The sequence below is a fragment of the Nitrincola iocasae genome (assembly GCF_008727795.1).
In the GTDB taxonomy this organism is placed as follows: Bacteria; Pseudomonadota; Gammaproteobacteria; order Pseudomonadales; family Balneatricaceae; genus Nitrincola; species Nitrincola iocasae.
Genome location: NZ_CP044222.1, coordinates 312,081 through 325,918, shown reverse-complemented (window position 1 = coordinate 325,918; position 13,838 = coordinate 312,081). Strand labels below are relative to the sequence as shown.

The window sequence follows — 13,838 nt, the reverse complement described above, 5'->3', positions numbered from 1 at the left end:
ACTCCCATGTCTGATACCCATGACAAACACAGTTTTGAAACTTCGATGCAACGCCTGGAAACCCTGGTCAGTCAGATGGAAGAAGGCAAACTGAGTATCGAAGAGTCCTTGCAGGCCTTTGAAGAGGGCATCCGCCTGACCCGTCAGTGCCAACAAACACTTGAACAGGCCGAACAGAAAGTAAAACTGCTGACCGAAGAAGCCGGTGAAATTAAAGCAGTTCCTTTTGATTCACATGAGAGTAACTCTTGAAGCTTGAGCAACAACTAAAAGCGCTGGCATTACGCAACCAGCAGGTGCTGCAAGACTGCCTGACGCATCAGGACAGCATTCACCCACCACTACAACAAGCAATGCTGTACAGTCTGCTTAATGGTGGCAAACGTATCCGGCCAGTACTGGTGTATTTGGCCTGCGAGTTCTGCGGTGGCAGCGCAGAGCAGGCTGACTTGCCCGCGGCAGCCATAGAGATGGTGCACAGCTATTCACTGGTGCACGACGACCTACCGGCGATGGATAACGATGAATTGCGCCGGGGCAAGCCTACTTGTCATATTGCCTTCGATGAAGCCACGGCGATACTCGCTGGCGATGCGCTGCTGACCAGCGCCTTCGAACTCCTCAGCCAGCCAGGAGAAAGATATCAACCGGCCCAGCAACTGGCAATGATACAGTGCCTAAGCCGCGCTGCTGGTGAGCACGGCATGGTGCAAGGGCAAGCCTTCGACCTCAGTCATGTCGGTAAAGCCTTAACTGTGGAAGCTTTGCAACAGATGCATGCGCTAAAAACCGGTGCATTAATAACAGCCGCGCTGGAACTCGGTGCACTAGCCGCTAATTGTGGAAATTCCGATCAACTCAACGCTTTGCGACAGTTTGGTCAGCACATAGGCCTGGCCTTTCAGGTTAAAGATGACCTGCTGGATATCGAAGCTGACACAGTCACTCTGGGCAAACCCAGCGGCTCTGACCAGGTACGTAACAAGCCTACCTATCCATCCCTGCTTGGACTGGCCCCCTGTAAAGCCCTGTTACAACAGCTGTTACACCAGGCCGAAGACGCCTTAAAGCCGTTTGGCGACAGGGCCCGGCCGTTACTGCAACTGGCTGATTATATTGTACGACGTAGCTACTAATGCTGGATAAACTGCCTGATACACCACCCACTACCCTTTTACTGGACCAGATTCAGTCACCGGCTGATCTGCGCCGCCTGTCGACTGAGCAACTACCGGCTTTGGCCGAAGAACTGCGTCACTGGCTGCTCTACAGTGTTGGGCAAACCGGCGGTCATTTTGGGGCGGGACTGGGTGTCACGGAGCTGACTATTGCGCTGCATTATCTGCTCAACACCCCGGAAGACAGTCTGATCTGGGATGTGGGACACCAGTGCTATCCACATAAAATCCTTACCGGGCGCAAAGATCAGATGCTGAGCATGCGTCAGCAAGCCGGTCTGGCCCCGTTTCCAAAGCGCGATGAAAGTATGTATGACTGCTTTGGTACCGGGCATTCCAGCACCTCCATCAGTGCGGCGCTAGGCATGGCCTTGGCAGCCCGACTGCAACAACAACCACGTAAAAGCGTGGCGGTCATAGGCGATGGTGCAATGACTGCAGGTATGGCCTTTGAAGCCCTGAACCATGCCGGGCACACAGGCGCTAATTTACTCGTCATTCTGAATGACAATGACATGTCGATCTCCCGCAACGAGGGCGGACTGGCTACCTATCTGGCCAACAACCTGCGCAACCGACTGGCAGGGGCTACCACTGCAGCACTGTTTGAAGCGCTGGCTTTTGAATATACCGGCCCTGTCGATGGCCATGATTTTGAACAACTCCTGCCAGCACTACAACAAGCGCTGAATCGGCCCGGTCCGCAGTTTTTGCATGTTATCACTTGTAAGGGCAAGGGTTACGCCCCGGCCGAAGCCGACCCGGTTGGTTTTCATGCCATCACCAAGATTGAACCTTTGCATCAGCCACCGACTGGGAGAAGCCCGCGTTACTGCAACGTTTTTGGACAATGGCTGGTCGACAAGGCGGCCGCAGATAACCGCCTCTGTGCCATTACACCAGCCATGCGTGAAGGCTCTGATCTCATCGCGTTTTCGCAACAATACCCGGACCGTTACTTTGATGTCGCCATTGCCGAACAACATGCATTAACACTGGCGGGTGGCTTGGCTGTGGGTGGGATGAAACCGGTGGTGGCGATCTACTCCACTTTTTTACAACGCGCCTATGATCAACTCATACATGATATCGCCATACAAAAGCTGGATGTTCTCTTGGCTATCGACCGAGCAGGACTCGTCGGTGAAGACGGTGCCACTCATGCCGGCTGTTTTGATATAGCCTATCTGCGCTGTTTACCCGGACTACAAATCCTGACCCCCTCTTGTCATGCTGAATTGCAACGCATGCTGGACTATGCCTATGACACGCCCGGCCCAGTAGCCGTGCGCTATCCCAGAGGTAGTGAAACGGCTCATCTAAAGGATCGGCCGGCACCTGCAGCGTTACCGGGGGCGCAACTGTTGCGACAAGGCGAACAGACCCTTTTGCTTAACTTTGGCCCACTACTGGATCAGGCCTTGCGTGTTGCCGACACACTCAATCTGACCCTGGTCGATATGCGCTGCGTCAAACCACTGGACACCCAGCAACTCACCAGCCTGGCAGAGGCACACCAACTGATTGTCACACTGGAAGATCACGCCATTAAAGGTGGAGCGGGAGCGGCAGTCAGTGAGTGGTTACATACTGAAGGTCACAACAATCCTCTGCTGATGCTGGGCATCCCGGATCGTTGGATAGAGCATGCCAGCCGTGATGAACAACTGGCCCTGTGTGGATTAGATAGTGAAGGGATACAGGCGGCGATAGAAAAACGTTTAACGCATCAGTCCTGATCGCGAAAGTGCTCATCCTGCATCATATGCCCAAGCTTGCCCATTTTGGTCTGCAAATAACCTTCGTTATGAAAGTTTTTACCTACCTGTAACGGTACACGTTCAGCCACAGTCACGCCAGCCGCTTCCAGTGCTTTCACTTTGCGTGGATTATTGGTCATCAAACGCACTGAGTTGATACCCAGGTGCTTTAGCATCGGCAAGCAGATACTGTAATCACGCATATCGGCGGCAAATCCCAGTTGCTCATTTGCCTCAACGGTATCAGCACCCTGATCCTGTAAATGATAGGCCTTAATCTTGTTCAGCAGACCAATTCCCCGACCTTCCTGACGTAAATACAACAATACGCCACGGCCCTCTTCAGAGATGCGCCGCAAGGCTTCCTGGAGTTGAAAACCACAGTCGCAGCGCAAACTGAACAACGAGTCACCGGTCAAGCATTCAGAGTGCATGCGTGCCAGCACCGGGGTATCCCCGCTAACATCACCGTATACCAGCGCAACGTGTTCTTTGCCGGTAGCCGTATCTTCAAACCCTACCATGGTAAAAGTACCCCAGGGGGTTGGTAGCTTGGAATCCGCAACAAACTCAACAGACAAGATCAGTACCTGTTAGTAGAAAAAATAAAGTAAACACTGAATGATCACCAATGCATAAATACCTGCGATCACATCATCCAGCATAATGCCCATGCCGCCACTGACTCGCTGATCGACCCAGCCAATTGGCCAGGGCTTCCAGATATCAAACAAGCGGAACAGGGCAAAACCCAGCAGCACCCAGAACCAGTGTACAGGCACCGCAAACAGAGCTATCCAGAGACCGACAAACTCATCCCAGACAATACCGCCGTGATCATGCACACCGATATCGGCGGAGGTCTGATGGCACAACCAGACACCAATAATGAAGGCGACAATTAGTGTCAGCAGATAGGCATCTGTCGACAGAGGCGCCAGAAATAACCATAACGGAACTGCAGCCAGGGTACCAAAAGTGCCCGGTGCCACGGGTGCAGCACCACTGCCGAAACCAAAAGCAGTAAAGTGCACCGGGTTGCTCCAAACAGAAGCAGGCGTTTTTTCAGTCATGTATTCTCCTGAAATGATCATAGCCACCCTGACGCACTTGGCTCAGAGGTACGGGCTGCCCTTCATCCAACAGGCACAGGGTTGGCGCTGCAATAATACGACCGACGTCTGTGAGTGGAATCGCCAGACTGGCCGCCAGTGCCTGTGCCTGCGCCCAGTTAGCCGCAGGGATAGTCAGACATAATTCAAAATCTTCACCACCGCTCAAAGCCCAGTCACGCAAGCGTTGCTGATCCTGGCTGAAATTTTTCAATGCGGGTGATAAGGGTAGCGCCGTCAGCTCCAGCTCAGCGCCCAACTGACTGGCTTGTAAAAGATGCCCCAGATCAGCCATCAGGCCATCGGAAATATCGATAGCACAGTGAGCCAGCGGAGCCAGTTGCTGTGCCAACTGCAAACGCGGTTCAGGTCGATAGAAACGCTGCCGTAACCAGTCAAGATCGGCCATCGTCGCTTTTTGCGGATGCAACAAACTTTCTAACCCAGCACGGCTATCACCCAACGTGCCGGTTACGGCAATTATATCACCGACCTGCGCGCCCTTGCGCTGTAATGCCAGACCCGGCTGTACCGAACCCTGCACTGTCAACGTCAGTGACAAGGGACCCCGGGTTGTGTCCCCCCCCACCAGGATAATACCCAACTCAGCTGAGCGCTGCGCCAGCGCTACCGCGAAAGCTTCCAGCCAACTTTCCGAGACATCCGGCAGGGTCAGCGCCAGGGTATACCAGAGCGGCCTGGCCGCCATAGCCGCCAGATCACTCACGGCAGCTCCCAGTGCCCGCTGTGCAATCAGTTCAGCCGGGGTATCAGCGAGAAAGTGAGTGCCCGCTACCATAGTATCCACGGAGACTACCAGCAGCTCACCGACAGGCAGCTGCAGTATGGCAGCATCGTCACCGATGCCCAGCGTCACGGCACTGGACGTCGGTTGATTACGAGCAAAGTAACGCTGGATCAGCTCAAATTCGCTCATTAACGCCCACGTTTTGCCATGACTTCAGCGGCACGCACTTTTTGCGCCAGCTTGTCGAGGACACCATTCACGTAACGGTGGCTTTCAGTAGCACCAAAGATTTTTGCCAGTTCAACGCTTTCATTGATGGCCACTCGGTAAGGCACATCGAGGCGCTCAATCAGTTCATAGGCACCGATTCTAAGCACTGCCAGCTCTACCGGGTCCAGATCGTCCACCGAACGATCCAGGAACAGTGAATAGGCATCATCCAATGCTCGAGCTCTGGATGTCACACCACGCAACAATTCACCGAACAAGGCGACATCGGTATCTGCCATGTCATTATTGACACGAAACTGTGCTTCGATTTCATTCACTGGCTGCGCCGCCATATGCCATTGATACAGCGCTTGCAGGGTATAGCTGCGGGCATTGCGGCGCATTTCAGTGCGCGACAGCTTGCGTTTTTTTTCTGGGCTGGGTGTATCAGTCATTTCTATTAGGCCTCTAGGCGACGCATCAGGCTGACCATTTCCAACGCTGACATGGCGGCTTCCGCTCCCTTGTTACCCGCTTTGGTGCCAGAACGCTCGACCGCCTGTTCAATACTATTGACCGTAAGGATGCCGTTAGCAACCGGAAGGTCGAAGTCCATCATCACCTGCGCGATGCCCTTGGAGCTTTCGGCAGACACATATTCAAAGTGAGGCGTACCGCCACGGATGACCGCACCCAGTGCAATAATGGCATCGTCACATTTCTGACCGGCAATTTTCTTCACCGCCAAAGGAATTTCAAAGGCACCAGGCACACGAATAATACGAATATTGTCATCACTGACACCGTGGCGTTTCAGGGTATCCAACGCACCTTCGAGCAGGCTTTCAACCACAAACGCATTGAAGCGACCGACAACGATCGCATATTTTCCATCGGCGCTGACAAAGTCGCCTTCATAGGTTTTTACTGACATAAGTAAGTTTCCGTTATTCGTCCTGGTAAGGAATATATTCTTCAATTTCCAGATCGAATCCGGAAATCGCATTAAATTTCATCGGTGAACTCATCAGTCGCATTTTTCCGACACCCAGATCCCGCAGAATCTGTGAGCCGGTGCCGACGGTCAGATAAGCCCCTGACGCACTGACATTCACTTTAGAGCGCGCCTGACTGCCATTGAGTATCTGATCGACGGCATCACCCAGATCGATACGGTGACCGCCGTCAAGCAACAGCACTACGCCCTTGTCTTCTTCGGACACACGCCGTAAGGCACGACGCATAGTCCACTTTTTCTCTTCACTGGTAATCGCACCCACCACATCACGCAGCACTTCGGAACGGATGTGCACTCGTACCAGGGTTGGATCGTCAGCCTGAATATCACCTTTAATCAAGGCCAGGTGCGTACAGTTTTTAATCTCATCACGGTAAGTGACATAACGGAACGTACCGTACTCTGTGGGTAACTCACCTTCTGCTTCACGACTGATAGTGTGTTCGTTCAGCGTGCGGTAATGGATCAGATCAGCAATAGTACCGATTTTAAGTCCATGCCGAGCTGCAAACACTTCCAGATCCGCGCGCCGCGCCATACTGCCATCGTCATTCATCACTTCAACGATGGCCGAGGCCGGGGTCAGACCCGCCAAACGCGGCAGATCACAGCCAGCTTCGGTATGACCGGCACGACTTAGCACACCACCTGGCTGTGCCATCAGTGGGAAAATATGTCCAGGCTGGACTATATCTTCAGGCCTGGCATCAGCTTTAACAGCGGTGCGTACGGTATGGGCACGATCAGCCGCTGAAATACCGGTGGTCACACCGCTGGCCGCTTCGATGGACAGGGTAAAGTTAGTGGAAAACTGAGCACCATTGCTTCTGACCATCAGTGGCAATTTAAGCTGCTCACAATGCTCACGCGTCAGTGTCAGGCAGATCAGTCCACGTGCGTGCGTGGCCATAAAATTAATATCTTCAGCGCGCACTTTTTCTGCAGCAATGACCAGGTCGCCTTCGTTTTCACGGTCTTCATCATCCATCAGGATAACCATTTTACCCTGGCGTATATCTTCAATCAGTTCTTCGGGGCTGTTCAGCTCCATGGTTGTATTCTCCGGATACTTATCTGCGACTCATAAAGCCATATTCTGCCAGCTTTTCCAGGCTGACACCTTCACTGGCACTGGGCTGTGCATAACCCTCACTGGAGGCTGAACCTGTGAGTAAGCGCTCCAAGTAGCGTGCAATCTGATCCACTTCCAGATGTACCTGCCGACCGCTCTGGTAGTGTTCCATAATGGTTTCCTGTGCCGTGTGCGGGACGATATTCAGCTCAAAGCTATCGCCCTTCACCGCATTCACTGTCAGACTGACACCATCAACAGTAATGGAGCCCTTGTGGGCAATGTAACGGCTCAGCTCAGCGGGTGCCTTCAGCGTAAAACGTATGGAGCGGGCATCATCATGACGCTCTACCACTTCACCCAGGCCATCTACATGACCACTGACCAGATGCCCACCCAGACGACTGGTTGGCATCAGCGCTTTTTCCAGATTCACTGGCTCGCCAATTTTCAACGACTCAAAGCGGGTATGTGCCAGAGTTTCGCGTGAGACATCAGCAACAAAACCATCACCGGGTAACTGCACCGCTGTCAGACAAACACCATTGACCGCAATACTATCGCCTAGTTTAACATCACTTAGCGCGAGTTTCCCGGTGCGTAAGGTCAACTGCATATCACCATCTTTCATGCGCATATCAGCGACTTCGCCGACGGCTTCAATTATACCTGTAAACATTTCAGCTCTCCGTTACTGGCTGCAGGGTCATACGAATATCCTTACCAAACTGGCGTAGATCGGTCATGTGTAGACGCCGCTGCTGCGACATCTGTGTTAACGGCAGATCAATCAACGGACGGGCATCACTACCCAACAGTGTCGGTGCCATATAGATCACTATCTCATTGACCCATTGCTGCGCTACAAAACTGCCAGCCAGACGGGCACCGGTTTCCACTAACACTTCATTACACTGATGCACCTGCGCCAAATGTCGCAACAAGGCTTCAAGATCTAACTGACCATCGCGAAGTGGCAAGGGTAATATCTCAACACCCAGATCCTGCAGTGCGTTGACCTTGCGGGTGTCAGCCGTTTCAGTCGTTACGATTATTACTGGACCCTCTGCAGCCAGAAGTTTGGCAGACAAAGGAATACGCAACTGCGAGTCCAATACCACACGTAACGGCTGACGTAGAATACCCGCTTCACCCAACAGGCTGGGATCCCGTACAGTTAATTGCGGGTCATCCAGCAGCACCGACTCGATGCCACTAATAATAGCGGAGCTGCGGGCGCGCAAGCACTGCACATCAGCCCTGGCTTCTGGCCCGGTAATCCACTGTGACTCACCACTTTGCATGGCGGTACGACCATCCAGGCTCATCGCCAGCTTCATCCGCACATAGGGCAGGCCTGACTGCATACGAGTAATAAAGCCCGGATTGATCAGTCTGGCCTGCGCTTCCATCAGGCCACTGACAATCTCAACACCGGCTTGTTGCAAACGCTGCAAACCCTGCCCTGCCACCAGCGGATTCGGGTCTTGCATGGCAACGACCACACGAGCCACACCAGCGGCGATCAGTGCATCAGCACAGGGCGGAGTCCGGCCAAAGTGACTACAGGGTTCCAGAGTGACATAGGCGGTTGCCCCTTGCGCCTGACTTCCCGCTTGCTGCAGCGCCAAGGGCTCGGCATGCGGCTGACCGGCACGCTGGTGCCAGGCTTCACCAATAATTTGACCTTCGCGCACCAGCACACAGCCAACACGCGGGTTAGGATGAGTAGTGTAGAGACCGCGAGCAGCCAGTTGCAGTGCTCGCGCCATAAAGCGATGATCATCGGCAGAAGACATTATTCGTCCCCACCTGTCTCTTTATTCAAAGACAGCCGGTCGATTTCCTGGCGAAATTCATTGATATCCTGAAAACTACGGTAGACGGAGGCAAAGCGCACATAAGCCACTTGGTCCAACTGATGCAGCGCTTCCATGACCGCTTCACCGACTTCACGAGAGGGAAGCTCGCGCTCGCCCGTCGCCCGCAGGCGATGTTTGATACGTGTCAGGCAAGCTTCGAATTCTTCAACACTGACCGGCCGTTTTTCCAGCGCTCGCTGGATACCGGCTCGCAGTTTGTCTTCATCGAAAGGTTGACGGGTGCCATCATTTTTAACCACCTTGGGCATCAGCAGCTCAGCTACTTCAAAGGTGGAGAAACGCTCATGACAACTGATGCACTCACGTCGACGCCGGATCTGCTGCCCCTCAGCCACTAGCCGGGAGTCAACTACCTTGGTTTCATGTTCGCCACAGAATGGACAATGCATCAGTTGCCTCGGAACCTAAAGAGCGTTAAACCTGACCCCGCCTTTGCGGAGTCAGAGTTGATTATTTATAAACGGGGAAGCGGGCACAAATGGCTTTAACCTGCGCCTTAACCTGCTCGATTGTTGCTTCATTATTGATATCGTCAAGAATATCACAAATCCAGCCAGCCAACTGCTCCACTTCAGCTTCTTTAAAGCCACGGCGAGTCACAGCCGGTGTACCGATACGCAGACCTGAGGTGACAAACGGAGAGCGCGGATCATTCGGTACCGAGTTTTTGTTCACGGTAATATACGCGCGACCCAGGGCGGCATCCGCATCTTTACCGGTGATGTCCTTACGAATCAGATCCACCAGGAACAGGTGATCTTCGGTGCCACCGGAAACAATGTCTATGCCACGATCAAGGAACACTTTAACCATCGCCTGGGCATTTTTCACCACCTGCGCCTGATACGCCTTCCACTCAGGCTCCATGGCTTCTTTGAAGCAAACAGCCTTGGCGGCGATTACATGCATCAATGGGCCACCCTGAGATTCAGGGAAAACCGCGAAGTTAAGCTTTTTCTGCAGCTCTTCATCAGCACGCGCTGACAGGATCAGGCCACCACGCGGCCCACCCAGGGTTTTGTGGGTAGTGGTGGTAACAACATCGGCCAACTGCACTGGTGATGGATAAACACCCGCCGCTACCAGGCCAGCAATGTGTGCCATATCAACAAACAAATAGGCACCAACTTTATCAGCGATGTCACGGAAACGCTGCCAGTCGACAATACGCGAATAGGCGGAGAAGCCAGCAATAATCATGCGTGGTTTGTGCTCAAGCGCCAGCGCTTCAACCTGATCATAGTCGATCTCGCCAGTCGCTTCGTTCAAGCCATATTGTACGGCATTGTAGATGCGGCCAGAAAAGGACACAGAAGCACCGTGAGTCAGGTGTCCACCGTGTGCCAGACTCATGCCCAAAATCGTGTCACCTGGCTTGCACAGCGCCATGAACACAGCGGCGTTTGCCTGTGAACCGGAATGTGGCTGTACGTTAGCATAGCTGGCCCCAAACAGCGCTTTAGCCCGATCAATCGCCAAATCTTCAACGATATCAACGTACTCACAACCACCGTAATAACGCTTGGAAGGATAGCCTTCAGCATACTTGTTGGTCAGTTCAGAGCCTTGCGCCTGCATGACACGCGGACTGGTATAGTTTTCGGATGCAATCAGTTCAATATGCTCCTCCTGACGAGTCGCTTCAGACTGCATGGCAGACCACAGTTCCGGATCAAAACCGGCAATAGACATAGTTTTGCTGAACATGACTTTCCTCTGTATTTAACCGAGCAGGCGCGGAAATCCGGACACCTCGAAAAAAGGAGCACATTATAGTACAAAGCCACCCCATAACGCACATGAAAGCGCATCATGCCTAGTTGAATTTCCTTATTGTCGCTCAGCCACCGAGTTGCTGTTTGTCATTCGCATTCGTTGACTCACACAGGTAGAATTTAAGTATCATTTCCCGTATCTCATTTTTCGACGGATGCATTGCATGGCTCAATACGTATACAGCATGAACCGCGTTGGCAAAATTGTGCCACCCAAACGCGAAATTCTAAAAGACATCTCACTGTCATTTTTCCCTGGTGCCAAAATCGGCGTGCTTGGCCTGAACGGCTCAGGTAAATCCTCACTGCTGAAAATCATGGCCGGCCTTGATCAGGAATATATCGGCGAAGCCCAGCCTATGCCCGGCATTAAGGTGGGTTACCTGCCACAGGAACCTGAGCTGGATGACAGCAAAACCGTGCGTGAAGTGGTTGAAGAAGCCGTCGCCGATGTTAAAGAGGCACTGGCTGGATTGGATGCAGTGTATGCCGCCTATGCTGATCCTGATGCCGACTTTGATGAACTGGCGAAAAAACAGGCCGAACTGGAAAACCTGATTCAAGCCAAAGACGGCCACAACCTCGACAATGCTCTGGAGCGTGCCGCCGATGCCCTCCGCCTGCCGCCCTGGGAGACGCAAGTTGCGGTACTCTCCGGCGGTGAGCGCCGTCGAGTGGCGCTGTGCCGCCTGCTGCTCGATCACCCGGACATGCTGCTGCTGGATGAGCCTACTAACCATCTGGATGCTGAATCCATTGCCTGGATCGAACGCTTTCTGCAGGAATATCCCGGTACCGTTGTGGCCATCACCCATGACCGCTACTTCCTGGATAACGCCGCTGGCTGGATTCTGGAACTCGACCGTGGCCGTGGCATTCCTTACGAGGGTAACTACTCTTCCTGGCTAGAGCAGAAAGACCAGCGCCTTGCCGCCGAAGCCAAGCAGGAAGCCTCGCATCGCAAAGCGATTCAGGCTGAACTGGAATGGGTCCGTCAGGGAGCCAAAGGACGTCAGGCTAAGTCCAAATCGCGTATCAAGCAGTTTGAAGAGATGAACTCTCGCGAATTCCAGCAGCGCAACGAAACCCAGGAAATTTACATTCCACCTGGACCGCGTCTGGGAGACAAAGTCATTGAGCTGCACAATGTCACCAAGTCCTATGATGACAAGCTGTTATTTGAAAACGTCAGCCTGTCAATTCCACCCGGTGCCATCGTTGGTATCATCGGTCCGAATGGTGCGGGTAAATCCACGCTGTTCCGGATGATCAGTGGCGAGGAACAACCCGATTCCGGCGAGATTGAAATCGGCAGCACGGTGAAGCTGTCCTATGTTAACCAGTCACGTGAACTGGAAGGCAACAAGACCGTATTTGAAGAGATCTCCGGCAGTCAGGACATCATTACTGTTGGCACCTATCAGACACCGGCACGCGCTTATTGCGGTCGCTTTAATTTTAAAGGTGCCGATCAGCAGAAGTTCGTCAAGGATCTGTCCGGCGGTGAACGCAATCGTCTGCACATGGCCAAGCTGCTGAAAGAAGGCGGCAACGTGCTGTTACTGGATGAGCCCACCAACGACCTGGACGTGGAAACATTGCGCGCCCTGGAAGAAGCCATCCTGGCCTTCCCCGGCTCGGCTGTGGTGATCTCGCATGACCGTTGGTTCCTGGATCGCGTGTGCACCCACATGATCGCCTACGAAGGGGATTCTACCGTGGCCTTCTTCGAAGGCAACTACACGGAGTATGCGGATGACTACCGCAAGCGCCACGGCAAGGATCACCAGCCGGAGCGCATCAAGTACAAGCGGATGCATTAATCCGCCAGTTTATACTGATCCCGGCCGCTGTCCTTGGCTTTATACAGGGCCTCGTCGGCGCGCCGGATCAACTCAGATTGCGTCTCACCTTGTTTCAATACAGCGACTCCTATACTAGTGGTAAAGCCGACCTTCTCACCACTGGGTACCTGGACACTGACTTCACGGCACGTTTTGCCGATAGCTTCGGCCACAACTGATGCCTCAGCACCACTCATCCCCGGCAACACCATCAAAAACTCCTCACCGCCAAAACGCCCCGCCAGATCCAGTTTTTTGCGCGTGTGCTTTTTCAAGATACCAGCAAAATATTTAAGCACGATATCACCGGCGGCATGACCGTAGGTATCGTTAAAGCCCTTAAACTTATCCAGATCGAACAGCAGCACAGCCAGCGGCTTTTCGGCATCCTTTGATAAGGCCATGTCTGTGTCCAGTTGCTCCAGAATCAGACGTCGGTTAGCCAAGCCAGTCAGCGCATCACGCGTAGCCTGTCGATAGAGCACCAACAGCATGTTCAACTGATTCACCGCTGCCCAGCCAGCAACTACGGCCAACACCAATAGTAACCAGAGGTTATTAATTGCCGACACTTCCCCCAGATTCCCCCTGGAAAGCTGAGTTACGAGCTCTACCAATAACAGCAGCAGGGTTATGCCAAGCACTTCTACTATAGCCAAGGGGAAGATTGCCATCATGCTGATAATCATAAATGGAAAAAACTGATAACCGGCAACACTCTGCTCGTGACCATGAATAATCAACAGCGCCGTGCTAAAGGTATGAAATGCCGTCAGCACCAGAAATAGTAGTAATTGACGCAACAATGCCAGGCGAGGACTGTAAGGGCGTCGCCCCCAGAAAAACAATCCAAGAAAAAACAGGCTACTCAGCACCCTCGCTATGGCAATCGGCATCTGCACATCTGCCGGCAACAAATAATGATCCACCAGAATCCAGGCGCTTTGCAGAATCGCCAAAATCAGTGAGATCACCCGCACTCGGCGATAAGTATAGAAGCTACGCGTATGTTGAAAATAGTGCGTATGGCCCCGAGCTGAAAACAACTCAAGAATTGGATACATCAATTCACCCCTTTTCCCACCCAGTGACAGCAGACAGCGCCAGACAGTATGTGTTAATTTATCAGAAGGATAACCGAGTCTGAGGTCAGACTCCATAAACAAAGCAAGTGATTAACGCTGTTGTGCAAGTTGTACTAAAATGGAATCAATCTCTCGTCTGATTCAATCTCAGCC

Annotated in this window: 15 protein-coding genes; 4 read left to right on the top strand and 11 right to left on the bottom strand. The window is 52.9% G+C overall.

Annotated elements, in window-relative coordinates:
• Positions 1-6 precede the first annotated feature (6 nt).
• From F5I99_RS01605 to F5I99_RS01595, 3 genes are read left to right on the top strand one after another with little or no spacing between them, the layout of a single operon-like run.
• Positions 7-252, top strand: a complete 246-nt coding sequence (locus tag F5I99_RS01605; protein WP_151053339.1) for an exodeoxyribonuclease VII small subunit — start codon at positions 7-9, stop codon at positions 250-252.
• Entirely contained in the window at positions 249-1,136 is an 888-nt protein-coding gene (locus F5I99_RS01600) for a polyprenyl synthetase family protein (protein ID WP_225307501.1), read from the top strand. Before F5I99_RS01605 ends, F5I99_RS01600 begins: the two co-directional genes overlap by 4 nt.
• Positions 1,136-2,917 carry a 1-deoxy-D-xylulose-5-phosphate synthase gene (locus tag F5I99_RS01595; protein WP_151053338.1) on the top strand — a complete coding sequence of 594 codons (1,782 nt, stop codon included), beginning with the start codon at positions 1,136-1,138 and terminating at the stop codon, positions 2,915-2,917. Before F5I99_RS01600 ends, F5I99_RS01595 begins: the two co-directional genes overlap by 1 nt.
• Here the strand turns inward: F5I99_RS01595 and ribA are convergent.
• The 10 genes from ribA to glyA form a co-directional block, all read right to left on the bottom strand.
• Entirely contained in the window at positions 2,908-3,519 is a 612-nt protein-coding gene (ribA, locus tag F5I99_RS01590) for a GTP cyclohydrolase II (protein WP_151053337.1), read from the bottom strand. The two genes, F5I99_RS01595 and ribA, sit on opposite strands and share 10 nt — an antisense overlap.
• 12 nt (positions 3,520-3,531) lie before the next feature.
• Positions 3,532-4,011 (bottom strand): phosphatidylglycerophosphatase A family protein, encoded by a 480-nt coding sequence (locus F5I99_RS01585; protein ID WP_151053336.1) that lies wholly within the window; start codon positions 4,009-4,011, stop codon positions 3,532-3,534.
• Positions 4,004-4,987, bottom strand: a complete 984-nt coding sequence (gene thiL, locus F5I99_RS01580) for a thiamine-phosphate kinase (RefSeq protein ID WP_151053335.1) — start codon at positions 4,985-4,987, stop codon at positions 4,004-4,006. The genes F5I99_RS01585 and thiL overlap by 8 nt, the downstream gene beginning before the upstream one ends.
• Complete coding sequence (nusB, locus tag F5I99_RS01575) at positions 4,987-5,463, bottom strand: transcription antitermination factor NusB (protein WP_151053334.1); 477 nt, start codon at positions 5,461-5,463, stop codon at positions 4,987-4,989. The genes thiL and nusB overlap by 1 nt, the downstream gene beginning before the upstream one ends.
• A gap of 5 nt (positions 5,464-5,468) precedes the next feature.
• Complete coding sequence (gene ribH / locus F5I99_RS01570) at positions 5,469-5,942, bottom strand: 6,7-dimethyl-8-ribityllumazine synthase (protein WP_151053333.1); 474 nt, start codon at positions 5,940-5,942, stop codon at positions 5,469-5,471.
• Between the two features lie 13 nt (positions 5,943-5,955).
• Positions 5,956-7,077 (bottom strand): bifunctional 3,4-dihydroxy-2-butanone-4-phosphate synthase/GTP cyclohydrolase II, encoded by a 1,122-nt coding sequence (gene ribBA / locus F5I99_RS01565; protein WP_151053332.1) that lies wholly within the window; start codon positions 7,075-7,077, stop codon positions 5,956-5,958.
• 19 nt (positions 7,078-7,096) lie between these two features.
• Entirely contained in the window at positions 7,097-7,777 is a 681-nt protein-coding gene (locus tag F5I99_RS01560) for a riboflavin synthase (RefSeq protein ID WP_151053331.1), read from the bottom strand.
• A 1-nt stretch (position 7,778) separates the two neighbouring features.
• Positions 7,779-8,897, bottom strand: coding sequence for a bifunctional diaminohydroxyphosphoribosylaminopyrimidine deaminase/5-amino-6-(5-phosphoribosylamino)uracil reductase RibD (gene ribD, locus F5I99_RS01555; RefSeq protein WP_151053330.1), 1,119 nt, complete (start codon positions 8,895-8,897; stop codon positions 7,779-7,781).
• Positions 8,897-9,370: a transcriptional regulator NrdR gene (gene nrdR / locus F5I99_RS01550; protein ID WP_151053329.1), complete on the bottom strand. Its 474-nt coding sequence runs from the start codon at positions 9,368-9,370 to the stop codon at positions 8,897-8,899. The genes ribD and nrdR overlap by 1 nt, the downstream gene beginning before the upstream one ends.
• Positions 9,371-9,431: 61 nt before the next feature.
• On the bottom strand, positions 9,432-10,688 hold the full coding sequence (glyA, locus tag F5I99_RS01545; RefSeq protein ID WP_151053328.1) for a serine hydroxymethyltransferase: 1,257 nt from the start codon (positions 10,686-10,688) through the stop codon (positions 9,432-9,434).
• A gap of 232 nt (positions 10,689-10,920) precedes the next feature.
• Here glyA and ettA point away from each other — a divergent pair, with 232 nt between their 5' ends.
• Positions 10,921-12,579, top strand: a complete 1,659-nt coding sequence (gene ettA, locus F5I99_RS01540; RefSeq protein WP_151053327.1) for an energy-dependent translational throttle protein EttA — start codon at positions 10,921-10,923, stop codon at positions 12,577-12,579.
• On the opposite strand, the gene F5I99_RS01535 is transcribed toward ettA, so the two are convergent.
• Complete coding sequence (locus F5I99_RS01535) at positions 12,576-13,664, bottom strand: GGDEF domain-containing protein (RefSeq protein WP_151053326.1); 1,089 nt, start codon at positions 13,662-13,664, stop codon at positions 12,576-12,578. The two genes, ettA and F5I99_RS01535, sit on opposite strands and share 4 nt — an antisense overlap.
• Positions 13,665-13,838 lie beyond the last annotated feature (174 nt).

Bases quoted from the DNA above. Each gene is read 5' to 3' on its own strand.
- glyA (WP_151053328.1), bottom strand. From the start codon at position 10,688: ATGTTCAGCAAAACTATGTCTATTGCCGGTTTTGATCCGGAACTGTGG.
- ribBA (WP_151053332.1), bottom strand. From the start codon at position 7,077: ATGGAGCTGAACAGCCCCGAAGAACTGATTGAAGATATACGCCAGGGT.
- ribH (WP_151053333.1), bottom strand. From the start codon at position 5,942: ATGTCAGTAAAAACCTATGAAGGCGACTTTGTCAGCGCCGATGGAAAA.
- nusB (WP_151053334.1), bottom strand. From the start codon at position 5,463: ATGACTGATACACCCAGCCCAGAAAAAAAACGCAAGCTGTCGCGCACT.
- ribD (WP_151053330.1), bottom strand. From the start codon at position 8,897: ATGTCTTCTGCCGATGATCATCGCTTTATGGCGCGAGCACTGCAACTG.
- ettA (WP_151053327.1), top strand. From the start codon at position 10,921: ATGGCTCAATACGTATACAGCATGAACCGCGTTGGCAAAATTGTGCCA.
- nrdR (WP_151053329.1), bottom strand. From the start codon at position 9,370: ATGCATTGTCCATTCTGTGGCGAACATGAAACCAAGGTAGTTGACTCC.
- F5I99_RS01535 (WP_151053326.1), bottom strand. From the start codon at position 13,664: ATGTATCCAATTCTTGAGTTGTTTTCAGCTCGGGGCCATACGCACTAT.
- F5I99_RS01595 (WP_151053338.1), top strand. From the start codon at position 1,136: ATGCTGGATAAACTGCCTGATACACCACCCACTACCCTTTTACTGGAC.
- F5I99_RS01605 (WP_151053339.1), top strand. From the start codon at position 7: ATGTCTGATACCCATGACAAACACAGTTTTGAAACTTCGATGCAACGC.
- thiL (WP_151053335.1), bottom strand. From the start codon at position 4,987: ATGAGCGAATTTGAGCTGATCCAGCGTTACTTTGCTCGTAATCAACCG.
- F5I99_RS01560 (WP_151053331.1), bottom strand. From the start codon at position 7,777: ATGTTTACAGGTATAATTGAAGCCGTCGGCGAAGTCGCTGATATGCGC.
- F5I99_RS01585 (WP_151053336.1), bottom strand. From the start codon at position 4,011: ATGACTGAAAAAACGCCTGCTTCTGTTTGGAGCAACCCGGTGCACTTT.